Genomic DNA, 26,296 nt, shown 5'->3' on the forward strand with positions numbered 1-26,296 from the left:
CTTAGCGAGAACGTCTGTGGGAATTTAGTTTTTGAAATTTGAAATTATATTCTTTAAAATTGATACTTTTGCACTCGAAAATAAACGAATTATGATTTTACCAATCGTTGCCTATGGAGATGCTGTTTTAAAGAAAAAAGCAAAAACCATTGATAAAGATTATCCAAAGTTAAATGAGCTAATTGAAAACATGTACGAAACCATGTATGGTGCGTATGGTGTTGGTTTAGCGGCACCTCAAATAGGATTAGCTATTCGTATGTTTTTAGTTGATGCGAGTCCCTTTGCTGACGACGACAGTCTTTCTGAAGAAGAGCAAGAACAACTTAAAGGTTTTAAAAAAACATTTATAAATGCTCAGATTTTAGAAGAAGAAGGAGAAGAATGGGCTTTTAACGAAGGCTGTTTAAGTATTCCAGATGTAAGAGAAGATGTTTTTAGAAAACCTAAGATTAAAATTCAATATCAAGATGAGAATTTTGATACTCATGTTGAAGCGTACGACGGTTTAATTGCAAGAGTAATTCAACATGAATATGATCATATTGAAGGTGTTTTGTTTACTGATAAATTGTCGTCATTTAAAAAGCGTTTAATAAAAGGGAGATTGACTAATATTTCAAAAGGTAAAATTAAAATTGATTACAGAATGCGTTTTCCTGCAATGAGCAAGAAACGTTAATACAATATATATGAGCTTAGACAAAATTTTATCCATTTCTGGAAAACCAGGTTTATACCAAATCGTAACACAGACTAGAACAGGTGCTGTTGTAGAATCTTTAATAGACAAAAAAAGAATCACAGTTGGTGCACATAGTAATATTAGCATTCTTAGTGAAATTGCAATTTATACGCTAGCAGAAGAAGTGCCTTTAAAAGATGTGCTTAAAAAAGTAAAAGACAAAGAGAATGGACAGCCAACATCTATCAGTCATAAAGATGGAAAAGATGTTTTAGAAGAATTTTTCTTTGAAGTATTGCCAGATTATGATGAAGATCGTGTGTATCCTTCTGACATAAAAAAAGTGGTACAGTGGTATAATTTACTTCAAAAGAATGACCTTTTAGATGCGCTTGAAGAATCTAAAACCAACAACGATACTTCTGAGGAAGAAGAATAAACATGTCTGATAAAACAGCTCAATTAAAAGCCTTTGAACGTTTGTTACGTATCATGGACGAGTTGCGAGAGCAATGTCCTTGGGATAAGAAGCAAACAATGGAATCTTTACGTCATTTAACTATAGAAGAAGTTTATGAACTTGGAGATGCTATTCTTGATAACGACTTAGAAGAGGTTAAAAAAGAATTGGGCGATGTTTTACTTCATATTGTGTTTTATTCTAAAATAGGGAGTGAAACCAATAACTTTGATATCGCCGATGTTTGTCATAGTATTTGTGATAAGCTTATAGATCGTCATCCTCATATATATGGTGATGTGGTTGTAAAAGATGAAGAAGAAGTAAAACGTAATTGGGAACAATTAAAGCTTAAAGAAGGCAAAACAAGTGTGCTTGAAGGTGTCCCAAAAAGTTTACCAGCTATGGTAAAAGCAAGTCGGATACAAGATAAAGTTGCAGGAGTAGGATTTGATTGGGAAACACCTGAACAAGTCTTTGAAAAAGTAGAAGAGGAGCTAGCCGAACTAAAAGTTGAAATTTTAAAAGGCGACCAGGATGCTATTGAAAGTGAGTTTGGAGACGTTATGTTTTCAATGATAAATTACGCACGTTTCCTTAACGTAAATCCTGAAAATGCTTTGGAGCGCACTAATAAAAAATTCATTAAACGCTTTCAATATCTAGAAAGCAAAGCCAAAGCCTTAGGTAAGTCTTTAAAAGACATGACACTTTCTGAAATGGATGTGTTTTGGGAAGAGGCAAAACTGTTATAAAATTCCTGATAATTTAAGAATTCCTGTAGCAAATTAGAGACGTTTAGCCTCTGTCTACGCAGTGTAAAACAGTAAAAATGCTGTGTTTTACTATCTAAATCATAAAATTTTCTAAAAATTTAAAATAGAAACATCCAAAACTAATTTCTGTGCGTAAATACTTTATATAAAAACAAAAAACGTTTTTATAATCTTAGTAGGAGATCTTAATTATTATTTTAAGCGGTTATAATTAAGGTTAATTTAGTTTAGTTAGGGCAAAACCCATCTGTAGAGACAGATGGGTTTTGATATGTTATGGCTTTAATGAGCCTATTTTTTAATTTATTGATGTGGATTCTCAATATAAATAAAGAAGCTTAATTTTTTATAAGCTTTTTTCTAAAGATGTTTCCGTTAGTGTTTTTTATCTCAATAATATAATTGCCAGAATTTAGATCTTGGATATTAATTTCCTGATTTAATTTAGACTGCCCATTTTTAACAATTCTGCCTAATACATCTATAATGTTAAATGTAATAGCTTCTGTTACATTTTCATTACTGGTAATTGTAATAGCATTACTAGTTGGGTTAGGAAATAATTTTAATTCAGGCTTTATTTCAAAAGTTGGTGTGCTTAACGTTTGATCTTCAGCCATAATATTATCAATATCTAATATGGCATCTATAGGTTCTGATTCCCACGAAGGAACAGCATTGTGTAATATTCTCATTTCTTCAACTCCTTGACTTCCACTCCCAAAAGTAACGGCATAATTAAAAGTATCAGACAGTGCTGTAATGTTTTCTTCAAGTATAGAAAAGGAAATTCGTTTCCATCCTTCGTTTGGTAAAACAGCTATAGCATTAGTAGTACTACAACGATAAATAAGACCATAATCAGTTTGAAAAGAAAGTCTCAAAAAAATAACATTAGAACCAGAGTTTCTAACATCCATTGATATATATTTTACGCGACTTGAAAGATTACCTTGATAGTAATTGCCCTGCCACTGTGCATTGTTTTTAGTCATTAATTCGAGGTCTGAACCAGAGCCACTAGAAGTGACACGTAAAAAATTATCCTCGTCACCTAAAGGTCCTCCGTTGTAAATGTTTTCATTTGGTATGGAACTGTTTTTTGTCCAATTGCTCATTGTGTAGTCTTCAAAGTCATCAACTTGATTTAACGCAACTTGTGATAATACTACAGTGGGTACGCATAATAGTAAAAAGGGTAATAGTTTTCTCATAAATTTTTTTGGTGTTAATATTTAGTTTTTCTTTTTAATGGACTATGCTATAAAAAAATTATAGCACTACTTTTTCTTTTAGCATTAAAGCGAAAGCTTCTGGCTCATGACAAAATCAACGGTCATAAGTTGAAGCACTCTGTTTATGTTAATTGTGATTTTAATTATACATCCCCCGAACTTTAGTCAGCTTGGCTTTCCAAGTATCTAATTCTTTTTTATGGTTAGCAATATTTTTGTGTACATCTTTTACTAACGGATTATCTGATTTTACATTAGAGAAAAACTGTAAATTATTTTCCAATTGATTAATTTCAGATTTTATCTCATCAATTCTCTTTTTGATAAAGTTATACTCATTGTCAAGTAATCTTGTATCATCAGGATTAGCTAAATTTTCAAGCTTGCTTTCAAACTTAATCATGTCTAATTTAGACTTATCCATTTTTAGCTTATCAAAGGCATCATCTATTGCTTTGTAGAATTTACCATCAATGTAACGTTTGGTTTGTGGTACATGACCAATTTCTTTCCATTCAGAAATTTTAGCTTTTAAAACGTCAATATCGGCTTTAGGATCATCTGTAAGCTCTAAGGTTTTTAAAGCATCTAGAAGCTTAACTTTTTTGTCGAAAGCATCATATAAGTGTTGGTCTTGTGCTTTACGCTCTGCATGCATTCTGTCAAAATAATGGTTACAAGCTCCTTTAAACTGCTTCCAAATTTTATCGCTATCTTTTCTTGGAACATGACCTATTTTTTTCCATTCATTCTGAATTTTCTTCATCAATGGAGTTACCGTTTTAAAGTCGTCACTGTCTTTATGCTCTTCTGCAATTTGAATTAAATCCTTTTTCTTTTTAAGGTTATCGTATTGATCTTTCTTTAAATCTTTGTAGAAGTTATTTTTACCACGATTAAAAGTTCTTACAGCATCTTTAAACTTTGCCCAAGTTTGTTCGTTTACTTTTAGTGGTACTTTTCCGGCTTTGAAAAAAGCATCTCTTAAAACTTCAATATCTTTAATTTTTTTCTGCCACGCACTATGAGAATTACCTTTGTCTTCAGCAATTTTTACTATTAGTGCTATAATTTCTTCTTTGCGTTCAAGATTTTTTTCGTGGGCTTTATCCATATCAGCATAATAAGCTTGGCGCTTATCGTGTATGGCTTTTGTTGCATTACTGAAACGTTCCCAAATAGCTTCTCTGTGTTCTTTACTAACAGGTCCAAGCTCTTCTTTCCATAATTTATGTAAGACTTGTAATTCTCTAAATGAACGATTGGTGTTTTCGTCTTGTGCTAATTCTTCAGCACGTTCTATGATTTTTAATTTTTGATCATAGTTGTGTTTAAAGTCCATATCTCTCAAATCATTATTGAGGTGTAGAAAGTCATAGAAACGTTCTACGTGATGATGGTAAGTATTCCAAGCGTTATTGTATTTGTCTCTAGGAATTGGGCCAGCATTACGCCATTTTTCTTGTAATTCTTTAAAGTGCTTATAGGTTGTGCCCATGTTTTCTTCAACACTAAGCAGGCCTTTTATGTCTTCTATAATTTGTAGTCTATCGTCTAAGTTTTGCTTGAGGTTTTGCTCACGCTCCTTATAATAGGCATTTATTTTTTGTTTGTATTCCTTATAAAGTGAATTGAAATGTTTTTTGGTGTCGTTGGTATAATAGAAATCTATTTCATTACCACCTTCTGCAATAAACTCTTCTTTTTTCTCGTCTAAAAGTTCACTGAATTTAGCATTGAATTCAGTTTTAATTTCATTAACGTGCTTTGAAATGGTCTGAATTTTATGATTTTTTAGGAGTCTGCTGATTTCGGTTGTCAGCTCATCCATAGTCATGGCATGATAATCTTTTTCTTCAACTTCATGACGTTCTGCATTAGACTCGTCTTCGGCATCTTCAGCATTTGAAGCTTCTATTTCTTCAACGTGATTGTCTTTGGTTGAATCCGTTTTTGTTTCAATTTCTAGAGCCTCGTCAGTTGAGGTTATTTCAGTTTCAACGTTAGAAGTTGTTTCTTGTGTTGGAGTAGTTTCGTTAGATACTACTTCTTTTTTTCCATCTGCTTCTTGCAGGTTATCATTCTCAGACATGTGTCAATTTTTTTATATAGGAGGTTAAAGATACTAACTAGTAGCTGAATTACAAAGGGATTTGCAGATTGTACTAATATTATTGAGCGTTTAGGGCTTATTCCATATTTCCCAAGATTTTTCGGCCTGTAATCGTAACATCTCTAAGCCATTAATAGTTGTAGCTCCTTTTAAACGTCCTTGGTTTAAAAACTTAGTTTCTTCTGGATTGTAGATAAGGTCGTATAAAATGTGATTTTCACATAAAGCTTCGTAAGGTATATCTGGACATTTATCTACATTTGGAAATGTGCCAATTGGGGTACAATTAATTATAATAGTATGTTCTGAAATGATTTTTTTAGTCAAATCTGAATATAAAAAACGAACCCCTTCTTTATGAGAACGCGATACAAAATTTAATTTAATGTCTAGCTTTTTAAGCGCATAAGCAATGGCTTTAGAAGCGCCTCCAGTGCCTAAAATTAAAGCCTTTTTATGATGTGATTTTAAATGTGGTTGTATAGAGTTTTTAAACCCGTAAAAATCGGTATTATAACCTATTAGTTTTTTGTTTTTTGTAAACCTGATGGTGTTTACAGCTCCAATTTCTTGTGCTTTTTTATTAAGTTTATCAAGTAAAGGTATTACTTGTTCTTTATAAGGAATAGTTACATTAAGTCCTTTTAAATTTGAGGTGCTTGTTATAACTTCTGAAAGTTCATCTATAGATTGTAAGTCGAAATTTACATAAGAGTGCTGTAAATTTTCAGTTTCAAATTTGGTTTTAAAATAACTTCTAGAAAAGGAGTAGGAGATGTCTTTACCTACGAGTCCGAATTTAAGTTTTGAGTTGTCTTGTGCGTTGTCCATACCATTCTAATCCTAAAACTATGAGGATTCCTAAGGCAATATAAGCAATTGCAATGTAAGTTTGCGTATTCAAATCTGGTAAAAAGCGTTGGTAATTGGCAATAATTTGTTTTCCAGTTGAATCCAAAATAAGTGAACCTTCAAGATTTGTTTTGTAAATCGTTTCTTTCCAAGGCCAAACCACACCAAGTGAGCCAATTATAAACCCCATTATAGTTGCTAAAGTAATGTTTTTATAATGTTTTAGAATATAGTTTAGGATATGAGAAAAGGTTACTAGACCAACAACAGACCCCAAAGTAAAAACAGCTAAAACTTTTAGCATTCGTATTCTTACGGCATTGTGTATAAATTCAAAATTACCACTAAAAATATCAAATACAGTATCGTAAAGTGCATTTACAGAATCGACTAAGAGCAATACATAATTGCCTAATAAAATAAGAATAAAAGACCCAGAAAATCCGGGTAATGTCATGCCGGAAACGCTTATAATTCCACAGAAAAACACAAAAAAGAGATTGTCGTTTTCTTTAGCAGGGTCTAAGAAGCTAATGCTAATTCCTGCTATAGCGCCGAGTGTTAGCGCTAAAATAGTGGTTCTATTCCATTCTTTAAAATCTTTACTTATGTAGTAAATGGAACCTAGAATCATTCCAAAAAAAGTACTCCAAACATAGAGTTCGTAATGTACAATGAGGTAATCTAATAGTTTAGAAACGCTAAAATAGCTTACTATCATACCTAAGAATAATAGGCTTAAAAATTTACCATTGATGTAACGATAAAAGCTTTTAAATCTTCCGTTAAGTAATAGTCTAAAAGCTGTTTTGTTAACACGTTGTAGTGAGTAGATAAACTCTTCGTAAAAACCGGCGACAAAAGCAACCACTCCTCCAGAAACACCAGGAACTTTGTTTGCAGCTCCCATAGCCAAACCTTTAATGACCAGGAATATACGATCTTTAAGGGCTCTTGTGCTTTGCATTACACGTTGTTTTTTTGTTTTCCTAAAGTTTCTAAAACAAGAATTGCAGCAAAACCAATAATAATAAATACAATAGCCATTACTATCTCATTATCTCCACTATAGGAAGACGGTAAAATACTTTTGTCTAGTAAGGTTACTACTTCTCCTTCAGAATTTACGCGTGTTTTTAAAACCTCTTTCCAAGGCCATATTTTGTTTAAAGACCCAATCATAAAACCAGTTAAGATGGCTAATGTTAGGTTTTTATGATGCTTAAACATCCAGTTTAGCGCTTTAGAAAAGACTTTAAGTCCAATGACAGCACCAACGGCAAGTAATACAAATTTAAAAAGAGCATCTTTAAAAAGTTCCATGTTACCATTAAGTAAACCATCTCTTAAATTGTTAATTGTATCTATTGCTGTTTGGTAAGCTCCAAGAATAAGTAAAATAAAAGCACCAGAAACACCAGGTAATATCATAGCTATTATGGCAATAAAACCACAAAACAACAAATAGAATGGACTGTCTGGAGAAGCAAACGGTTCTGCTAGTGTAATGTAAAATGATAAAATAGAAGTAATAATAATTGCAATTACTAATTTTAACGACCAACCATTGATTTGTTTAGCGATGTAAAGAATACTTGCTAAAACAAGTCCAAAAAAGAAAGACCAAAGTAAAATAGGTTCATTGTGTAGTAGCCATTTTATCAGTTTTGCTAAGGATAAAATGCTAATAGCAATTCCTGAAAATAGAGCTAATAAAAAATTACCGTTAATAGAATTCCAAGCGGTTTTAAAGCCATCTTGTTTCCAAACTTTAAAAACATTTAGATTTACTTTGTCTATACTTTCTATAAGTTCTTCGTAAATACCAGAAATAAAAGCAATAGTTCCTCCAGAAACACCTGGAACAACATCTGCAGCTCCCATAGCAATACCTTTAAAAGTGATGGCTAAATAATCTATAAATCGTCTTTGCATTCTTTTGTAAAATAAGAGCTGCTAAGGTAAGATTTTTTTTAGTTTGATGTCTTTTTAGCTTCTGAAATTATAGCCTTAATTAAAGGTCTGTCTGTGAGTTGAGGAAATAATTCTGAAATAATAAAACTATAGTCAATATTAAGACATGTGGCGTTTTTTAGATGGAAACGGCCTTCTTCAGGTTGATATACCATAAAGTAGAGTCCTGCTAAACGATACTCAACTTCAGGGCTTTCTGGATAGAATTCTGTCGTTTGTAATAAATTGAAAATAGCAGCTTGGTACTCGCCAAGTTCAATTAAGATATCTGTTCTGTTTAACCAAGTATCTAATTCGTAATTTCCTAGTTCTAAAGCGCGTTTGTAACCTTGTTCTGCTTCTTCAAGAAAATTTAAATGTTTGTTTACTGTGGCATACAATTTCCAATATAACACATTGTCTCCGTCAATTGCAACGGCTTTTTTTATGTAATCAAGTGCGTTTTGGTAATCGTGACGTTTAAGGTAAAATTTAGTAATTGCAATCCAACCTTTATCTAGTAAAGCATCTTCATCAATCGTTTTTTTGAAAAATTGAATAGCTAAATCACTCTGTCCAAGTTTTGAATAACAATAGCCAATTCTCAAAAGCGCAAAAGAAGTAGGATCGTCTAAAGCTAAAGTGATTTTATAATTTTCAATCGCTTCTTCGTACTTTTTTAGTTTTTCTAAAACTTTACCTTTTTCAATATAAGCTCCGACAAAAGTATCATCAGAAATAATTGCAAAATCAAAAGCTGCACTTGCTTTGGCATATTCTTTAATAGCAAAATATTGTCTGCCTAATTGATGCCAGGCAACTTCACAATAAGGATTAGTATCTAGGAATTCATTCAGGTATTCTATTGCTTCAGAATTTTTATTTAAAAAATCGTAGCAGTAAATTATATTATGAAGTGCAGAATAATCTGTAACATCACTTTCTAGACATTTTTTAAAATAGATAATAGCATCATCAAACTGATCTAGGAATAAATATTCCATACCTACCAAAGCGTACAAATCTGCATCATCTTCTGGTGAGTTAGACATGTCAATGGCAATAAGCAATGTATTTATTGCTTTTTGATGCTCATCTTGCTTAGATAATACATTTGCTTTTTGAATGAAAATCTCTTCGTTAGTGGGTTCTAAACTATGAAGTTTATCGAGAAGTTCATTGGCTTCTGCAAACTTATTCTCAATAACCAATATTTCTACTTGAAATAACCTGAGGTTAATAGATGTAGGGTGTTGTTCTAAACCTAATTTTATAGCACGTTTAGACAAAGCAATTTTACCATTTTCAAGATAATGATGAATAATGTTCTCAAATTCGGCCGAATCAAAGAACAATATATTATTGGTCTTTAACATCGATTCAAATCGAGTAAGTGGAAAATTTTCGTCTTCGTGACTGTACTGCATATATGGATTAATATTTCACCGAAATAAAATTACAGTTATCCTTTAGTCTACATTGCTTTTTGAGCGAATGTTTTTAACAAAGTAGTTAACATTAAAACCCCACTTTATTTGTTGTGGCTTAAGAATCTGTAATTTAGTAACTTGTGTATTGAAGGATATGTTTAGATACTGTCTAATATTGACGTAATAATACGACAGCCTTCAATTATTTCATCATTTGAGATGGTTAATGGAGGTGTAATTCGGATAGCTTTTGGTTCAAAAAGTAACCAAAATAGGATTAATCCTTGGTTTTGAGCTTCTAAAATAACCTGACTTGTAAGGTCTGCACTTTCTGTTAAAGCGGCTAACATTAATCCACGACCTCTAATTTCTTTGATGTGTTTATGCTGAAGGTGTTTTCTTATTAATGCTTCTTTTTTTAAGGTTTCAGCAATGAGATTAGACGTTGTTATTTCTTTTAAAGTAGCTAAAGCAGCAGCAGCAATTACAGGATTGCCTCCAAAGGTTGTGATATGTCCAAGTTTAGGATTGTCGCTTAAAGTACTCATCATTTCTGTTGAGGCGGTAAAAGCTCCAATGGGTAAACCGCCTCCTAAGCCTTTACCTGTAACAACAATATCTGGTTGGCAGTTGTAGTTTTCAAATCCAAATAGCTTTCCCGTTCTGCCAATTCCTGGTTGAATTTCGTCAAGAATAAATACAGCTCCAACGGCATTGCAACGTTCTTGAACTTTAGCTAAATAATTATTAGTAGGTTCAATAAAGCCTGCTCCTCCTTGAATGGTTTCTAAAATAACTGCAGCTGTGTTTTCTGTAATTTGAATTAAATCGCTTTCTGAGTTAAATTCAATATGTTTTATGTCTGGAATTAGTGGTAGAAAAGGGTGTTTACGTTCTTCGTAATCCATTAAGCTTAATGAGCCTAATGTGTTGCCATGATAGGCATTTTTTGCAGCAATTATTTCTGAACGCTGTGTATAACGTCTTGCTAATTTTAGGCTACCTTCAATAGCTTCTGTACCAGAATTAACTAAATAGGTAGATTCTAATGGTTTTGGCAAATGTGCAGCGATGAGCTTAGATAATTCAACAGCAGGTGCTTGAATATACTCACCATATACCATGACATGAAGGTATTTGTCCAATTGCGTTTTTACAGCGTCAATGACTTTAGGGTGTGCATGTCCTAGGCTACAAGCAGAAACACCTGCAACAAAATCTAGATACGCTTTAGCGTTGGTATCATAAATATAAGAGCCTTTAGCATGGCTTATTTCCATGGCTAATGGATGTGGTGTTGTCTGGGCTTGGTATTTAAAAAAGTCTGTTTTCAATTAGTCTTTTTCTTTTTTTGATTGTAAGGGTTTTGCTTTTTTTAACGTTGCTTTTAAAGGAGCCGTCGTTGTTTTTTTAGGTAAATTCCGAGCTGCTTTGTTGTCTTTTTTTGGTGTTGCTTTTCCGGCTTCTTCAACACGTTTGGTGGTGTTGTCATCAATAAATTCTTCGGCAGGAACGTAATCTTCTAAGCCTTTAATTATTGGCAAATCTAATGGAGGATCGTCTTTAAATAAATCTTCAACTGAGAGTGGGCGCTCTTCGCCTCGCCAATCAAAACCTCTTAATTGTCTTGCGCTTTTAGGGAAATCTGTCTCAGGAAAAATATCTCCATCAATTTGGTTAATAAAGCGTACTTCCTCAACAGCTTGGTCAATAATTTTAACATTAATACTACCAGATTTTGACTTTTGAATACCAATTAATTCATTGTCGTCATTCCGTAAATAGCGAATGGTTTCTGCATTTTTGAGTACATCAACATTGTATAGTTCATTGTCTTTAAATAAACCAATTAGTTGTTGTCCTTTTATTTGGTTGAAGCCATCTTTGCTTATAGTGTCTTTACTAACTAAAAAAGCATTGTTGAATACTTTTAACGAATCGAGTTGTTCCGTTTTAACGTTAGAAATTAAATGAATAGTGTCTCCTGTCATTTGATTTTCTATATTCCAGAGTACTGGTTTGCGCTGTATTGCAAATGCATCTGTAGAGCTAAATCGGCTGAGATTTATCATTTGTGTCAATCCCGTTTTGTGATCTACGTGAATAGAGTCTGATTTACCTGCTAAGTCGCTTTTGTATAATTTCACATTGTAAAAAGCTCTTGTGATTCTGTGATCTTCTTTACCTGTAACCAATAAGGTGTCTGCGTGCATATAAACAGAATCTTTTTCTTGAACGGTTATGGCTAGAGCTCTTTTGGTAATATACATAGAGTCTTTTTCGCGCCAGACTTCAGCATAATGGCCTTTTACAATACTTTTATTTAAAGTGTCTGTTACAGTAATATTATTAGTGGCTGAAGCAAAATTTTTGTTTCTATCAAAATATAAGCTGTCTCCTTCTACGGTTCTGTTTTCATAATCGATTTTAGCATTACGCTGAAAATGACCAGTATCGTTGTTGGTGTTGTAAAAGCCACGTTCGCAATAGACCTTACTGGTTTCTCCAACAATAGTTGATGGTCCAAAAAGGTAAGCGTGTCCATTTTCTGTATAAAAATCGAGACGCTCTGTATTGAGTGTATATTGTGGGTTTACAAGTACTACATCTTTTACAAATTGATATTTACTCGTATTCATGTAGTAACGGCCAATTTGACTTGTAATGGTTCCTGAAGAATCTCTTACAACCGTTCCACCTGTATTGTAATAAGCTTGTTGTCTGGTTCTATTAAACCAAAGTGTATCTGTTTTTAGTGTTGATTGTGGTTCGGTTAAAACAACATCTCCACTTGCAAAAGCTAATTGTGTTTTTCCGCTATACTCTACATATTTGGCAACCATATTAATAGAGTCTCCTTGTTTCATTACAACATTACTAAAAGCTTCAATGAAATCTTGATCTTGATAATAAATAGCTTTGTCGCACCACATATTTACTCCTTCATGGATAAAGTGGATTTGTTGTGATTTGTCTCTAAGAAAGACTATGGCGCCATCTTCAACTTCTGGAGCGGTTGAAGCATTACCAGCGTATTTAATGGTAATACGTTGTTTTTCTTGAGCAAAACTAATGCATACAAAGGAAAAGCAAATGAGAAATAATAAATTCTTAAAACGTTTCAAAGGCATATGTTTTTTACAAAATAACACTTATTAGATTTGCTTTAGTATGTGTTAACGTTTTTTTTAACAGAAATGTATAGCTTACCAAGCTTAATAGTAGATAAAAATATTGGTTTTTCTGAGAAATAGTTTAAAGTTAAGACACTATATCTTTACCGTAAATTTCACAAAAAAACCAATATTTTATTTAAGTCTAATTATATCTTCTTACGAATGATAGTCTGTTTACGATCAGGACCCACAGATACAATTGTAATAGGAATATTTAATTCGTTTTCTAAGAATTCAACATAACCATTTAAATTTTCAGGTAGTTGTGACGCTTCAGTCATTCCTGTTAAATCTGCAGCCCAACCTTTTACTTCTGTATAAATAGGAGTAATGTTTTCTTCTTCAATGTTATATGGTAAATGCGTAATGGTTTCACCTTTATACTTATAAGCAGTACATACTTTAAGGGTTTTAAAACCAGAAAGCACATCTCCTTTCATCATTATTAATTGTGTAACTCCGTTAACTTGACAAGCATAACGTAAAGCGACTAAATCTAACCAACCACAACGTCTTGGGCGACCTGTAGTAGCTCCAAATTCGTTTCCAACCTTGGCCATAGTTGCGCCATCTTCATCAAATAATTCTGTTGGAAATGGTCCAGAACCCACACGAGTAGTATAAGCTTTAAAAATTCCGAAGACTTCTCCAATTTGGTTTGGTGCAACCCCTAAACCTGTACAAGCACCTGCCGCAGTGGTATTAGACGATGTTACAAAAGGATACGTTCCAAAATCAATATCTAATAAAGAGCCTTGAGCCCCTTCTGCTAATATCGATTTTCCAGATTGTTGTGCTTGATAAATGTATTCTTCAGAGTCAATAAACTGTAATGATTTTAAAGTTTCGATAGCTTCAAAGAAATCGGCTTCTAATTCTTTTAGGTTGTATTGAATATCTACGTTGTAAAATTCAATCATTGCTTCGTGCTTGTCTGCTAAAGCTCTGTATTTGTCTTTCCAATCGGCTAATTCAATATCTCCAACTCTAATTCCATTTCTACCAGTTTTGTCCATGTATGTTGGACCAATACCTTTTAATGTAGACCCTATTTTAGCTTTACCTTTAGAAGCTTCACTTGCGGCATCTAATAAACGATGCGTAGGTAAAATAATATGTGCTTTACGAGAAATGCAAAGGGATTTTTTATAATCTACGTTTTGTTCTTTTAACTTATCTAGTTCTTTCTTGAAAATAACAGGATCGATAACAACACCATTACCGACGAGATTCACTTTGTTCTCGTGAAAAATACCTGATGGAATTGTGTGCAATACATGTTTTTTGCCGTTAAATACCAAAGTATGACCTGCATTTGGCCCACCTTGAAAGCGTGCAATAATATCGTAGTTAGAGGTAAATACATCGACAATTTTTCCTTTGCCTTCATCTCCCCATTGTAATCCAAGTAGTAAATCTACTGCCATTTTAAAATTGAGTTAGTCGTCTTTTTTACGATTACCGTAAAAATATAGTGAATGATTAGTTATCTGAATATCAAAAACCTCTTCAATGGTTTTTTTTATGGATTGAATGCGTGGATCACAGAATTCTATAACCTCTCCTGTGTCTGTAAGAATAACATGATCGTGATTTTTGTCGAAATAGGATTTTTCGTAATGTGCTTGACTTTTTCCAAATTGGTGTTTGCGAACCAAAGCACATTCTAACAATAATTCAATCGTATTATAAAGCGTGGCTCTACTTACACGGTAGTTTTTGTTTTTCATTTTAATATAAAGAGACTCTATGTCAAAATGATCTTCGCTGTCATAAATTTCTTGAAGTATAGCGTAACGCTCAGGTGTTTTTCTGTGACCTTTATCTTCTAGGAATTGTGTAAACACGCGTTTTACAATTTCTTGGTTGCTTTCTTCTGTAGTTGCATTCATAATTAAGGAGCAAATTTAAGCAAATTTTAAATGATATAAATTGTAAAAACTAGGATTTAAAAGGAAAAGAAATGAACATGTTTTTAATAACTTTTTAAAAGTTTAAAAAAACGAGTTATACTCTAGTAACTTTATCAATGCCATTAATTTTTTTAAGCTTTTCAATTACCTTTTTTAGCATAGTTTGGTTTTTGACTTCCACTGTTATTTTTCCTGTGAATACACCGTCATCACTAGAAAAGCTTAGGCTTTTCATATTTACGTGCATATTCTCGGAAATTAATTTTGTAATATGATTCACCAGTCCCATATCATCAATACCAGATAATGTAATCTGTGAGGTGTATACTTGCTGTGACGAATCTATCCATTTTGCTTGTAAAATTCTGTATGCGTAATTAGATTGTAAGCTTACAGCATTAGGGCAATTTTTCTTGTGCACTTTTATACCTTCATTAATGGTTACAAAGCCAAATACTTTGTCGCCAGGAATTGGATTACAGCAATTTGCTAATGTATAGTTGAGTTTTTCTTCCTCTTTACCAAAAACCAACATGTCATATTTAGAAGTAATTTCTTCTTTATGAATATCTTTTGGAACCGATGGTTTGTATATTTTGTTTTTAAAATAACTAACAAAGGCATTGCTACGAGAAGACGCAAATGCTTTTAATTTGCTGTTGTCAATAGTACCAATACCAACACGATAAAATAAATCTAAAGACGTATTTAGTTTAAAATAACTAACCAATTCATTAATGGAACTTTCATTTAAAGTTATTTTTAATTGCTTTAATTTTCGTCTTAAAATCTCTTTTCCTTCTTCTGCGATAAGCTTGGTGCCTTCGTTTAATGCCGATTTAATTTTACTTCTAGCTCTTGCTGTAGTAGCATAATCTAGCCAATTGGCGTTTGGTTTGGCATTTTCTGAAGTCATAATCTCAACACGATCGCCACTTTGTAGTTCATGACTTAAAGGCACTAATTTTCCATTCACTTTGGCACCGCGAGTTTTCATACCCACTTCTGTGTGAATACTAAATGCAAAATCGAGTGGAGTTGCCCCTTTTGGAAGCGATTTTAAATCACCTTTGGGTGAAAAGACAAAAATTTCTTTAGAATATAAGTTGAGTTTAAATTGTTCTACAAAGTCTACAGCATCAGCTTCATTGTTTTCTAAGGCTTCTTGTAAACGGTTAATCCACAAGTCTAAATTGTCTTCTTTGGCATCTGCATTTTTATATTTATAGTGAGCAGCATAGCCTTTTTCGGCAATTTCATTCATGCGCTCACTACGAATTTGAACTTCAACCCAGCGGCTTTTTGGACCAACAACTGTAATATGAAGTGCTTCGTAACCTGTAGATTTTGGTGACGAAATCCAATCTCTAAGTCGAATTGGATTTGGCGTAAAATGATCGGTTACAATAGAATATATTTTCCAAGCTAAGAATTTTTCGTTAGCTAAATCTGATTTATAAATAATACGAACCGCAAACTTATCGTAAACTTCTTCAAAAGAGACGCCTTGTTTTACCATTTTTCTACGAATGCTAAAAATGGATTTTGGCCGTCCTTTAATTTCGTAGTTTAGACCTTCGGTATTTAAAGAGTCTTCAATAACTTTAGAGAATGCTTTGATATATGCATCTTGCTCTTCTTTGCTATCTTTAATTTTTTCTAAAATATCATTATAGACCTCAGGTTCAGTGTATTTTAATCCTAAATCTTCGAGTTCGGTTTTAATATTGTAAAGTCCAATTCTATGAGCTAGAGGTGCGTATATGTATAGTGTTTCAGATGCAATCTTGACTTGCTTGTCTGAACGCATAGAATCCATGGTTTGCATATTATGCAAACGGTCTGCGATTTTAATAATAATAACTCTTACATCGTCATTTAAGGTCAGAAGCATTTTTCTGAAATTCTCGGCTTGCAAAGACACATCCATATCTTTTTTTAACGATGAGATCTTGGTGAGGCCATCAACAATTCTCGCAACAGTTTCTCCAAACAGCCGTTCCATATCGTCAATGGTATATTCTGGGTTGTCCTCAACCACATCATGAAGTAAAGCTGCAGCAATAGATGTGGCGTCTAAACCAATTTCTTGAGCTACAATTTTAGCAACAGCAATAGGGTGAAAGATATAAGCTTCTCCAGATTTACGACGTTGATCTTTGTGCGCATCTACAGCGACATCAAAAGCATGACGGATTAATTTTTTATCCTCATCTGTTAACGTCTGATAGCTTACTTTTAGTAATTCTTTGTAAGCTTTTGCAATGGCCTTATTTTCTTTTTCTATAGCTTCCTCAGTCATAGAACTAAAGTAGTGAAAGGATTTCTAATTGGCAATTGTTTTTTTAAATGAAATTCGAATAAACTTTGATTTTTCAAGAAAACAGTGTCATTCTTTCAGGTAATAATAGAAAAATCAAGAGCTGTATTTATTATTGCGTAAGATTAAAAAAACTAATCATGGCTATTTGAATTAGCATTATGATAAATGAAGCTAAATTCATCTTTATTAATTCATTGCTTTTTATGTGATAAACGACCTTTGTATTGTCTTTATTGTTCATTACTCCAATGAAGATCATTGGAAGTATTACGAAAAGAAAAGCAATTACTATTGACCCATCTCGTTCAAGTTCGGCATCAATAAAAAAATAAATAAAAAGGCTTATTAAAAAATAGTAAAAGGAAAGCATTAGAACCCAACCCATTTTTGTTTTTAAGAAGACACCAATTAGAGGAATAAGCATTAAAAATGAAGTCCTTAATGTTGAAGTAGTAAATACTATTTTCAAATAGTCAACAATGGAGTTGCTATTTCCTGTTAATTCAAAATAATCAATTAAACTATTATAATCACGAATGAAGACTAGGATTGAAATAATAACAATTGGTATTTTAACTATAATATTTGTTATTGGTGTTTTAATTCTAGTCAATCTTAAGGGTTTAAATGTTTTAATTATAATGATTTAGAGTTCAATAATACAAATACTTCAAAATAAAAAACAACAAAACCCGCAATTAATGCAGGTTTTGTAATGACTTATTTCAATTTGAAACTTTTACGGATTAGTAGACCACAACGACGCATTAGCCATCATAGCGCGTCTAGGTAGTTTTAAACCAGATACAATTAGTTCTGCAAAATCTTCGGGCTGTAATACGCTGTCTTCAGAATCTTTGCTTGCAATACCTAATGCTATAGACATATCAGAAGCTATGGTGCTTGGTGTTAAAGTACACACTCTAATATTGTTTTTACGTACCTCTTTCATTAAAGATTGCGACATTCCAATAACGGCAAATTTTGAAGCTGAATATGCAGAAGTCGTAGCATTACCTGTTAAGCCTGCTGTAGAAGAGATATTTATAATATCACCTTCGTTTTTAGCTATTAAATGTGGTAAAACCTCTTTGGTGACGTAATACATTCCCATTACATTGGTTTGTATAATTTGACTCCATTGATCCACTTCCATATCGTTTAAAGATCCAAAAGCAGCTATACCTGCATTGTTCACTAAAATGTCTATAGCACCTAATGTTTCAATTAAAGAAGTAATGCCTGCTTGAACTTCCTCGTAATTACTCACATCAAATACAGCATATATAGCGTTAACTCCAAATGTCTTTAATTCTGAAACGGTTTCTTTTAAAACGGCTTCATTTCTGCCTGTAATAGCCACATCAATACCTTCTTTAGCAAAAGCGATAGCTGTTGCTTTTCCTAAACCTCTTCCGCCTCCTGTAATTATTGCTTTTCTATTTTTTAAATCTGTCATTTTATTATGTTTCTTTTTGTTCAAAGTTATAAAAATTGTGGGTTAGTCATGTTATAATAATGTGAACTTACAACCTTAAATTCTTAATGCGTTCTAAAAGTGTGAGATGCGTTTTTTTGACAAGTATTGGGTGTTAGAAAATGTTATTTACCGTGCTTTTTCCAATACGATTTACCGTAGCTGCAAAATACTTCTTCACCATAGTTTATGTCTTTTATTGCTTTGATGCAGACATTATTATCATCGTCTAAAGTAATTGCAGCATTATTTTTAAAATTACTTTGCGTTAAGCCTTCTGCATCATTAGCGTATTTGGCAAAGCAATGGGTATGCATACTGTCCATAATAGTGCCATCTAGTAAGTTAATAAAATACCTATCTTGGTGCTGTGCTGCTCGTTTTTCGGCTTCTTTGTTATCGATAATTTCCCCTTTAAACAACGCAATGATTTCATCTTTATAAATGTCAACTGCCGTAAATAAACCTTGTCCAGCATGTTTAATTTGTGAAGGTTGAATAAACAAGTAATCTGATTCTGGAGCTTCAATAGTATTTGTACTTGTATAATGGTCTTCTGTATTGGAGGCGTTCAAGGTTTATAAGATTTGTTAAGGTTGTTAGTTGCTAGAATTTAAATCGCTTTTATTTTTTCAAGTTATTTATGCGTTCTAAAAGCGTAGGATGCGAATAATGCATAAACACATAGGCTTTATGAGGTGTTAAATTACTCAAGCTATTTTTAGATAATTTCTTTAATGAGGTGATTAAAGGTTCGGCTTTGTATGTTGCTTTAGCATAATCATCCGCTTGGTATTCAAAAACTCTTGAAACATAATTCATTATTAAACTTGTGACTTCAGAAATAGGCGAGTAGAGTAGTCCAAAAGCAATTAAGCCAACATGAAAACTCGGCGTTTCAACTCCAATAGCATTGGATAATAACGGATTTGATATAAAGATGGATAAAATGAATAGTGTTAATCCTGTAAGTAGAATAGAGGTCACTAAATTGAAAATGATGTGTTTCTTTTTGTAATGTCCTACTTCGTGTGCTAAAACAGCAACGATTTCTTCATCGTCTAAATCATTGACCAAAGTATCGTAAAGGGTGACGCGTTTTTCACTGCCAAATCCCGAAAAATAAGCATTGGCTTTAGTACTTCGTTTTGAACCATCGATGATAAAAATCTTTTCAAGATTAAAACCAACAGATGCTGCATAGGCTGAAATTTTAGTTCTCAATTCACCCTCTTCTAAAGGAGTTTGTTTATTGAATAGTGGTACAATAAGTTTGGAGTAAAACATATTCATAAATACAGTGAAAGCGGTTACAATGCCCCAAGCGTATAGCCAGAACTGATTTCCTGTAACTTGATAAAACCAAACAATAAGTGCAATGATGCCTCCGCCGAGAAGTACGGTCATTAGCAAACCTTTTAATTTATCTAAAATAAAGGTTTTTTTAGTCGTTTTATTGAAGCCGAATTTTTCTTCAATTACAAAGGTTTTGTAATAGCCAAATGGTGTTGTAATTATATCGCTAGCAATCATAATAATGCCAAAGAAAATTAAGGCAATTAGTATTGGGTTATCAGAATAACGTCTGGCGAAATTATCAACGTATTCAAAGCCATCTAAAAGTAAGAAGCCTAAGGTTAATACAAAAGAAAACAAGGAGGTTATAAGTCCAAATTTATAATTCACGGTTTTGTAAGCTTGTGATTTTTTATATTCCTCTGCGTCATACACATCGTTTAATACTTCAGGAATTGGATCGTTATAATGTTTTGCGTTTATAGCATCGAGCACTTTATCGATTATAAAGTTGATGACAATAATAGCGATGATGATATAGAATAGGGTTTGTGCTGTCATTAATATATTTTTTTGTCACCTAGAGTTCAGGTGAAAGGTTTTAGAATACTATTAAAATAGGTTTCGACTGCGCTCAACCAAACAAATTAGGTTATTTAAAATTGCGTTGGCGTTTGGCTTCAAAAATAAGAATTCCAGCAGCAACAGACACATTCATGGAGTCAATCTCACCTTGCATTGGGATACTTATATTTTGTGTGGCACTTTGGCGCCATTCTTCGGTTAAACCTGTTGCTTCTGTACCCACCACAATAGCTGTTGGTAGGGTATAATCTTGCGTGTGATAGGGTTCTGATTCTTGTAGAATTGCCGAAAAAATATTGAAGTTGTATTTCTTTAAAAAGTCAATAGCTTCATCAGAACTGGCCATAGCAATTTCAGTTGTAAATACGCAGCCAACACTAGAACGAATAATATTAGGATTGTATAAATCAGATTTTGGATTTGCAATAATAACGGCATCAACATTTGCGGCATCAGCTGTTCTAAGCAAGGCACCAATATTACCAGGTTTTTCAGGGGCTTCGGCCACTAAAATTAGTGGGTTTTTAGATTCAAATTTTAAATCTTCTAATGTATGATGTTTTGAATTCACAACAGCAATAACCCCTTCAGTAGTATCGCGATGTGCTAATTTCTGAAAGACTTCTTTTGATATTTCAATAATCTCAATATTGTATTGTGACATCGCTTGAGCTTCGCTTTCAGAAAATAATTCTGGATAAAATAGTAAGGTGTCAATATTATAGGCACCCTTTATAGCTAATGATAATTCACGTTTGCCTTCAATTAAAAACAGTCCTGTTTTTTTGCGTTGTCTCGCTTTTTCTTTGAGCAGAACAAGTTGTTTTATAAATGGATTCTGAACGCTAGAGATGGATTTACTCATTACTATATTATTTATATCTATATTTGAGAGATACAAATTTAACCTATTATGAAACAAAAACTACTTTACCTATTTCTATTCTTAACAATCAACACAATTTCATTTGCTCAGGTGGCGAATCAACCAAACGATTACGTGGTTTGCGATGATGATAATGATGGTTTTGCTTTATTCGATTTAACTTATGCAGATGCACAAATTTTAGGAAGTCAACAAAGTGCTGTAGATTATACGGTAACGTATCACGAAACAATGAGTGATGCAATCAATGGAGTTTATGCGATTAATTATCCTTATGTTAATATTACCAGCTGGTTACAAATTATATATGTGCGATTAGAATCTAATGCTACTGGGAATTATGCGCTTACTGAATTAGCCTTAGTTGTAAATCCAACACCTATTGTTACTGTAGCAACATCCATGATGTTATGTGACGACAATGCCGATGAGATTGCTGTATTTGATTTAACAGCAAACAATTTAGAAATAACAGCGGGTAATACAGATTGGTCAGTAGCCTATTATGAAACACAATCAGATGCTCAGGTGCAGATGAATATGATATCTAATTCAGTAGCTTATACAAATACCTCAAATCCGCAGACATTATTTGCAGCAGTTACGGATACCAATACAGGTTGTGTAGGTATAACGCCATTAACTATACGTGTATTACCAAATCCTTCTGGAGCTATGGGAACTCCAAATGATATTGTACAATGCGATGACAATTATGATGGAATTACCGCTTTTGATCTAACACTAATCGAGGGTGAAATAAATCCGTCAGGAGAGCTTTTTACACTCTCTTATTTTATAGATGAAGCTGATGCTTTAAGTGATTTTTATCCAATTTCAGATCCAACTAATTTTACAAACGTAAGTAATCCACAAACTATTTATGTTAGAGTTGAAAATCTAGACGGCTGCTATGCACTTACTAATTTTGATATATATGTAAATACGTTGCCACAGTTAAATTTAGAAAGTAGTTATGGCTTTTGTGTAGGAGATTCAGTGGTCTTAGATACAGAATTATCTGCTACAGACTATAGTTTTCAATGGGCCAATGATGGTGGTCTTCTACCAGGTGAAACGCAATCGTCTCTAACGGTATCAGAACCTGGTTTTTATTATGTAACGGTTGTTGCTTTTTCTGGGTGTGGAACAGTTTCTACTATGATTAACGTAGAGGAAGTGGTTTGTACAGACACGGACAGTGACGGTGTCATTGATGCCGATGAAGATATCAATGACAATGGTAATCTAGAAGATGATGATACCGATGGTGATGACATTCCAAATTATTTAGACGATGATGACGATGGGGATGGTGTTGCTACTAGTGTTGAAATCAATATTGTTTTAGGACGAAATACGATGCATCCATTTGTGGATACCGATAATGATACTATTGAAAATTATTTAGATAACGATGATGATGGCGATGGCGTATTAACTATTGATGAAGATTATAATAACAACGGCGATCCAACAGACGATGATACGAATAACAACATGATTCCAGATTATCTTGAAAGTTCAGTAGCTTTAAATGTTGAACATTTTAATGCTATTGAATTTAAACTATTTCCAAATCCGGCAAAAGGCAAAGTTAACATTCAGTTCGCAAATTCTTCTTCTGAAGTAGTAACCGTTAATGTTTTAAACCTTCAAGGCAAGTTGATTTTACCAGCAATGGAAGTTCAAGAGCAGTCTCTATCATTGGATATTTCTACTTTAGAAAGTGGTTTATATTTTGTGACTTTAACAACGCAAAGTATATCTGTAATTCAGAAATTGGTGGTGAACTAACTTAAATTATCAGTATTAAAAAAAGCTTCAGGGGTTTCTTGAAGCTTTTTTTGTTCGGATTAGTTATAAGAGGTCATTGTTTTTATTGGTTTAAATTTCAATCATAGTTATTATTTTTACTTGTTTAAGTATTTTATATGTCGCTTAATCAGCATCCTACAACGTTTTTTAGGGTTAATATTTCAATGGATAGGGCTTAAAGTACAACGTTTGCAGCCCTAAATTTGTAAGTAACCGAAATAAACATTGATGATGATTAAAAATTTCACAGTCCTTATATTAGTATTTGTCAGTCTCTCGTCTTATAGTCAGGGAATAACTTTTCAAAAAAACACCAACACTGCAGCTCAAAAATTCAATTTAGTACAAAAATTGAATAAGAGTGGTGATAGTTTAATCCTTGCTACAGACCATAAAAAAATAAAACAAGTTGATATATTAAACTACGAGTATTTAGAGACTTTTGAAATTAATAATTTAAATGCAAAAATTGGTTTAAGCCATCTCTCTATAGGGAATTATGTGGTACAAGCCAGAATAGGCAGACACTGGATTGTGATGTACTTAGAAAAAAGAGATTTAAAAGCAGAAGGTATTAAAACCACAAATATTAATATTAATAGTAATGTAAAAGAAATGGTTTCTAAGAATCCAATTGCTTCAGAGTCCTCATCAATAGATACATCTAACTTACTTCAACTTAATGAAAATAAAATGTATTGGGTGGTACAGGAGACTAATTCACAGTTTTCGTCATATAAAACAATGGGTTTAAAATTTTCATCAGAAATTTATAAATTAATAGATCAAATAGAATTAGAAATGAAATCTGAAGTGGCAAAAGCTAATACCCTACGTGTTTATGAGGTTTTTGATAAATCTGAATTTATGCGTAAACAGTTCAAAAATAAAAATTATCATAAAAGAAAAAGTTCTAAATTATTTAATGTTAATCCAATATATAATTCTGAAGATAAAAGGAAATCTATAAGCAGTTTGTAATTTAAGGGGTTAAAGCAGTCAGTGTTTTAAGGTTTGTCCTTGAGGTAACTGCGGATTTTTAAATTATTTCTAGAACTTTTTTGTAATGACTTAGGCTCAATATCGTCCAATAAGACAACTTAAAACCATATCATGAAAAAATTAGTACACCTATTTCTTTTAGCAGTCTTAATTACAGCTTGTAAAAACGAACCAAAACAAGACACTAAAATTGTAGAAGAGGTAAAGCAAGAAGAGATTACCACAAGCATCTATCCAGAATCTATAACTAAAGTGTTTGATGCACATGGAGGCATTGATAACTGGAACAAAATGCAAACGCTTTCTTTCTCCATTACAAAACCTACAGGAATAGAAAAAACCACAGAGAATTTAAAAACAAGAGCTGAGTTAATTGATACACCAACTTACACACAAGGATTTGATGGAGAAACGATTTGGATTAATGAAAAGGGAGGTAAAGTATATAAAGGCAACGCTACATTTTATAAAGGTCTAATGTTTTATTTCTATGCGATGCCATTTGTTTTAGGTGATGAAGGTATAACATACGAAGATACAGACCCATTAATTTTTGAAGGAGAGACTTATCCTGGAATCTTAATTACTTTTGAAGCAGGTGTTGGAGAATCTTCAAATGATCAATATAAGGTTTTTTACAATGCTGAATCTGGTCAAATGGAGTGGTTAGCTTATACGGTAACCTTTGGAAGAACAGAAGGAAGTCCAGATTTTCATTTTATAAGATATAATAATTGGCAAACGGTTAATGGACTTCTAGTACCTAAAAGTGTAGACTGGTACAACTATAAAGATAATTTGCCAACAGAAAAACGAAATACAGTTGAGTTTAGTGATGTTGTACTTTCTGAAAATGCACCAGATAACGGGATATTTTTAAAACCTGAAAGTGCTAAAGTGATTGAATAATCAATATATCTAAACACAAAAAAAGCGAGCCATTTGGCTCGCTTTTTTTGTGTTTAGATGTTACGTAAACGTGCTAAGGTAATTTAATAGTTGTTAATCTTCTTGTTTAGGTTTCTCTGAAAACCGTTTCCAAAGTTCTGTTTGGTGGGTTTCTAAGCTTAAATTTCTACCATCAATAAAAGCATGTGTTAATTGATTGGTGCGCATATCTAAGGCATCACCTTCACTAATAAATAGTGTTGCGCTTTTACCAACTTCTAAAGTGCCATACATATCATCAATACCCATGATTTTTGCAGGGTTTTGTGTGATTAACTGTAAGGCTTGTGCTTTGGTTAAGCCATGTGCTACAGTGGTGCCAGCATAAAACGGGAGGTTACGAGAATTCATACGTTCCATTTGTCCGCTTGGTTCTAAAGCTACTAAAACACCAGCATCTACTAGCTTTTTTGCAAGTTTATAAGAGGTGTCATAATCATCATCTTCTAATTCTGGTCTAGAGTGAATTCGTCTTAAAAAGACAGACACATCATTTTGTTTTAAAAAGCTAGCGACATTACCTGCTTGATAACCACCAACAATTGTAATTTTAGAAACTCCATGGGACTTTGCAAAATTTACAGCATCAGTAATGCCTTTTTCATCATTAGCATTAATGTATAAACGTTTAGAGCCATCAAATAAGCCCGCTAAAGCTTCAAAAGGTAAATGTAATTCGGATTTATTTCCTTTATTATAACTCTTAGATTCATTAAAGTAATCTGATAATTCTTTTACTTGCTTGGTATAATCCTTATTGGGCTTTAAACCTGGATCTTCACCTAGCCACCAACGCCCACGACTAAAACTACTTGGCCAATTGACGTGAATTCCATTGTCCATTTTTATGGCGGCATCTTCCCAATTCCAAGCATCATACTGTACTACAGAAGATGTACCCGAAATACGGCCTCCTCTTGGAACAACTTGTCCAAGTAATACGCCATTCGGTCGCATAGACTCAGTAACTTTAGATTCGGTATTATAAGCGATAATACTTCTAATATGTGGATTATATGTTCCCATTTCAGACAAGTCATCAGAAGCTTTTACAGCATCAACTTCTACTAAACCTAAGGTGCCGTTAGCGACAATAAAACCGGGATAGACGTCTTTTCCTTTAGCGTCAATAATATCCATGGCTTGTCTGGTGAGTGGAGTTGTAGCTTCGGGTCCAATGGTTGTTATTTTTCCATTACTAACCACAATAATGCTGTTTTCTATCACAGTGCCATTACCAATATGAGCGGTGGCACCAATAATCGCAAAGTCTTTGGTTTGCTTAGGTGCAGGTGTTTGCTGTGCGATTCCTAAAGTAACACACAACAAAAACAATAGACTATTTATTTTATTTAAGTTTTTCATTTT

General features: G+C 33.0%; 23 protein-coding genes. 6 read left to right on the forward strand and 17 right to left on the reverse strand.

Features of this window, described 5'->3' with window-relative positions; genetic code table 11:
• Positions 1–91 precede the first annotated feature (91 nt).
• From def to mazG, 3 genes are read left to right on the forward strand one after another with little or no spacing between them, the layout of a single operon-like run.
• Positions 92–682 (forward strand): peptide deformylase, encoded by a 591-nt coding sequence (def, locus tag VDP25_RS03870; RefSeq protein ID WP_334467109.1) that lies wholly within the window; start codon positions 92–94, stop codon positions 680–682.
• Positions 683–692: 10 nt separating this feature from the next.
• Positions 693–1,124 (forward strand): DUF5606 family protein, encoded by a 432-nt coding sequence (locus tag VDP25_RS03875; protein WP_215925421.1) that lies wholly within the window; start codon positions 693–695, stop codon positions 1,122–1,124.
• Between the two features lie 2 nt (positions 1,125–1,126).
• Entirely contained in the window at positions 1,127–1,900 is a 774-nt protein-coding gene (gene mazG / locus VDP25_RS03880) for a nucleoside triphosphate pyrophosphohydrolase (RefSeq protein ID WP_334467112.1), read from the forward strand.
• Positions 1,901–2,259: 359 nt separating this feature from the next.
• Here the strand turns inward: mazG and VDP25_RS03885 are convergent, their stop codons facing one another.
• From VDP25_RS03885 to VDP25_RS03960, 16 genes are all read right to left on the reverse strand, one after another.
• Entirely contained in the window at positions 2,260–3,135 is an 876-nt protein-coding gene (locus VDP25_RS03885) for a T9SS type A sorting domain-containing protein (protein WP_334467114.1), read from the reverse strand.
• 160 nt (positions 3,136–3,295) lie between these two features.
• Complete coding sequence (locus VDP25_RS03890) at positions 3,296–5,248, reverse strand: DUF349 domain-containing protein (protein WP_334467116.1); 1,953 nt, start codon at positions 5,246–5,248, stop codon at positions 3,296–3,298.
• A 90-nt stretch (positions 5,249–5,338) separates the two neighbouring features.
• On the reverse strand, positions 5,339–6,100 hold the full coding sequence (locus VDP25_RS03895) for a shikimate dehydrogenase family protein (RefSeq protein WP_334467118.1): 762 nt from the start codon (positions 6,098–6,100) through the stop codon (positions 5,339–5,341).
• Positions 6,069–7,088, reverse strand: a complete 1,020-nt coding sequence (locus tag VDP25_RS03900; RefSeq protein ID WP_334467120.1) for a DUF368 domain-containing protein — start codon at positions 7,086–7,088, stop codon at positions 6,069–6,071. The genes VDP25_RS03895 and VDP25_RS03900 overlap by 32 nt, the downstream gene beginning before the upstream one ends.
• The gene (locus VDP25_RS03905; RefSeq protein ID WP_334467122.1) at positions 7,088–8,056 is read right to left on the reverse strand and encodes a DUF368 domain-containing protein; all 969 of its coding nucleotides are present in this window, start codon (positions 8,054–8,056) and stop codon (positions 7,088–7,090) included. The genes VDP25_RS03900 and VDP25_RS03905 overlap by 1 nt, the downstream gene beginning before the upstream one ends.
• Positions 8,057–8,094: 38 nt before the next feature.
• Positions 8,095–9,501: a tetratricopeptide repeat protein gene (locus tag VDP25_RS03910; RefSeq protein WP_334467125.1), complete on the reverse strand. Its 1,407-nt coding sequence runs from the start codon at positions 9,499–9,501 to the stop codon at positions 8,095–8,097.
• Between the two features lie 161 nt (positions 9,502–9,662).
• A complete protein-coding gene (locus VDP25_RS03915) occupies positions 9,663–10,838 on the reverse strand; it encodes an aspartate aminotransferase family protein (RefSeq protein ID WP_334467128.1) in 1,176 nt (391 codons plus the stop codon).
• Positions 10,839–12,635 carry an OstA-like protein gene (locus VDP25_RS03920; RefSeq protein ID WP_334467131.1) on the reverse strand — a complete coding sequence of 599 codons (1,797 nt, stop codon included), beginning with the start codon at positions 12,633–12,635 and terminating at the stop codon, positions 10,839–10,841.
• 191 nt (positions 12,636–12,826) lie between these two features.
• The gene (locus VDP25_RS03925; protein ID WP_215925411.1) at positions 12,827–14,107 is read right to left on the reverse strand and encodes an adenylosuccinate synthase; all 1,281 of its coding nucleotides are present in this window, start codon (positions 14,105–14,107) and stop codon (positions 12,827–12,829) included.
• A gap of 12 nt (positions 14,108–14,119) precedes the next feature.
• Positions 14,120–14,572 (reverse strand): Fur family transcriptional regulator, encoded by a 453-nt coding sequence (locus VDP25_RS03930; protein WP_215925410.1) that lies wholly within the window; start codon positions 14,570–14,572, stop codon positions 14,120–14,122.
• Positions 14,573–14,687: 115 nt separating this feature from the next.
• Positions 14,688–16,895 carry a RelA/SpoT family protein gene (locus tag VDP25_RS03935; protein ID WP_215925409.1) on the reverse strand — a complete coding sequence of 736 codons (2,208 nt, stop codon included), beginning with the start codon at positions 16,893–16,895 and terminating at the stop codon, positions 14,688–14,690.
• Between the two features lie 130 nt (positions 16,896–17,025).
• Positions 17,026–17,529, reverse strand: coding sequence for a hypothetical protein (locus VDP25_RS03940; protein WP_334467135.1), 504 nt, complete (start codon positions 17,527–17,529; stop codon positions 17,026–17,028).
• Between the two features lie 126 nt (positions 17,530–17,655).
• Positions 17,656–18,375: a 3-ketoacyl-ACP reductase gene (locus VDP25_RS03945; RefSeq protein ID WP_334467138.1), complete on the reverse strand. Its 720-nt coding sequence runs from the start codon at positions 18,373–18,375 to the stop codon at positions 17,656–17,658.
• 143 nt (positions 18,376–18,518) lie between these two features.
• Positions 18,519–18,968: an SET domain-containing protein-lysine N-methyltransferase gene (locus tag VDP25_RS03950; RefSeq protein ID WP_334467140.1), complete on the reverse strand. Its 450-nt coding sequence runs from the start codon at positions 18,966–18,968 to the stop codon at positions 18,519–18,521.
• A gap of 49 nt (positions 18,969–19,017) precedes the next feature.
• The gene (locus tag VDP25_RS03955) at positions 19,018–20,250 is read right to left on the reverse strand and encodes a M48 family metallopeptidase (protein WP_334467141.1); all 1,233 of its coding nucleotides are present in this window, start codon (positions 20,248–20,250) and stop codon (positions 19,018–19,020) included.
• A gap of 91 nt (positions 20,251–20,341) precedes the next feature.
• Positions 20,342–21,139 carry a TrmH family RNA methyltransferase gene (locus tag VDP25_RS03960; protein WP_334467142.1) on the reverse strand — a complete coding sequence of 266 codons (798 nt, stop codon included), beginning with the start codon at positions 21,137–21,139 and terminating at the stop codon, positions 20,342–20,344.
• Positions 21,140–21,187: 48 nt separating this feature from the next.
• On the opposite strand from VDP25_RS03960, the gene VDP25_RS03965 reads away from it, so the two are divergent.
• The 3 genes from VDP25_RS03965 to VDP25_RS03975 all read left to right on the forward strand — a co-directional run bounded on the left by VDP25_RS03965 (position 21,188) and on the right by VDP25_RS03975 (position 24,889).
• Positions 21,188–22,957, forward strand: a complete 1,770-nt coding sequence (locus VDP25_RS03965) for a T9SS type A sorting domain-containing protein (protein ID WP_334467144.1) — start codon at positions 21,188–21,190, stop codon at positions 22,955–22,957.
• 252 nt (positions 22,958–23,209) lie between these two features.
• Complete coding sequence (locus VDP25_RS03970; RefSeq protein WP_334467146.1) at positions 23,210–23,959, forward strand: hypothetical protein; 750 nt, start codon at positions 23,210–23,212, stop codon at positions 23,957–23,959.
• 132 nt (positions 23,960–24,091) lie between these two features.
• Entirely contained in the window at positions 24,092–24,889 is a 798-nt protein-coding gene (locus tag VDP25_RS03975) for a hypothetical protein (RefSeq protein ID WP_334467149.1), read from the forward strand.
• Between the two features lie 93 nt (positions 24,890–24,982).
• On the opposite strand, the gene VDP25_RS03980 is transcribed toward VDP25_RS03975, so the two are convergent.
• On the reverse strand, positions 24,983–26,293 hold the full coding sequence (locus VDP25_RS03980) for an amidohydrolase family protein (protein WP_334467151.1): 1,311 nt from the start codon (positions 26,291–26,293) through the stop codon (positions 24,983–24,985).
• Between the last annotated feature and the right edge of the window lie 3 nt (positions 26,294–26,296).

The organism is Winogradskyella sp. ECml5-4, assembly GCF_036903175.1.
Taxonomy (GTDB): domain Bacteria; phylum Bacteroidota; class Bacteroidia; order Flavobacteriales; family Flavobacteriaceae; genus Winogradskyella; species Winogradskyella damuponensis.

Coding starts and splice junctions, on each gene's coding strand:
- VDP25_RS03935 (WP_215925409.1), bottom strand. CDS start 16,895: ATGACTGAGGAAGCTATAGAAAAAGAAAATAAGGCCATTGCAAAAGCT.
- VDP25_RS03965 (WP_334467144.1), top strand. CDS start 21,188: ATGAAACAAAAACTACTTTACCTATTTCTATTCTTAACAATCAACACA.
- VDP25_RS03890 (WP_334467116.1), bottom strand. CDS start 5,248: ATGTCTGAGAATGATAACCTGCAAGAAGCAGATGGAAAAAAAGAAGTA.
- VDP25_RS03930 (WP_215925410.1), bottom strand. CDS start 14,572: ATGAATGCAACTACAGAAGAAAGCAACCAAGAAATTGTAAAACGCGTG.
- VDP25_RS03875 (WP_215925421.1), top strand. CDS start 693: ATGAGCTTAGACAAAATTTTATCCATTTCTGGAAAACCAGGTTTATAC.
- VDP25_RS03975 (WP_334467149.1), top strand. CDS start 24,092: ATGAAAAAATTAGTACACCTATTTCTTTTAGCAGTCTTAATTACAGCT.
- VDP25_RS03920 (WP_334467131.1), bottom strand. CDS start 12,635: ATGCCTTTGAAACGTTTTAAGAATTTATTATTTCTCATTTGCTTTTCC.
- def (WP_334467109.1), top strand. CDS start 92: ATGATTTTACCAATCGTTGCCTATGGAGATGCTGTTTTAAAGAAAAAA.
- VDP25_RS03925 (WP_215925411.1), bottom strand. CDS start 14,107: ATGGCAGTAGATTTACTACTTGGATTACAATGGGGAGATGAAGGCAAA.
- VDP25_RS03955 (WP_334467141.1), bottom strand. CDS start 20,250: ATGACAGCACAAACCCTATTCTATATCATCATCGCTATTATTGTCATC.
- VDP25_RS03960 (WP_334467142.1), bottom strand. CDS start 21,139: ATGAGTAAATCCATCTCTAGCGTTCAGAATCCATTTATAAAACAACTT.
- VDP25_RS03910 (WP_334467125.1), bottom strand. CDS start 9,501: ATGCAGTACAGTCACGAAGACGAAAATTTTCCACTTACTCGATTTGAA.
- VDP25_RS03970 (WP_334467146.1), top strand. CDS start 23,210: ATGATTAAAAATTTCACAGTCCTTATATTAGTATTTGTCAGTCTCTCG.
- VDP25_RS03885 (WP_334467114.1), bottom strand. CDS start 3,135: ATGAGAAAACTATTACCCTTTTTACTATTATGCGTACCCACTGTAGTA.
- VDP25_RS03980 (WP_334467151.1), bottom strand. CDS start 26,293: ATGAAAAACTTAAATAAAATAAATAGTCTATTGTTTTTGTTGTGTGTT.
- VDP25_RS03895 (WP_334467118.1), bottom strand. CDS start 6,100: ATGGACAACGCACAAGACAACTCAAAACTTAAATTCGGACTCGTAGGT.
- VDP25_RS03905 (WP_334467122.1), bottom strand. CDS start 8,056: ATGCAAAGACGATTTATAGATTATTTAGCCATCACTTTTAAAGGTATT.
- mazG (WP_334467112.1), top strand. CDS start 1,127: ATGTCTGATAAAACAGCTCAATTAAAAGCCTTTGAACGTTTGTTACGT.
- VDP25_RS03945 (WP_334467138.1), bottom strand. CDS start 18,375: ATGACAGATTTAAAAAATAGAAAAGCAATAATTACAGGAGGCGGAAGA.
- VDP25_RS03900 (WP_334467120.1), bottom strand. CDS start 7,088: ATGCAAAGCACAAGAGCCCTTAAAGATCGTATATTCCTGGTCATTAAA.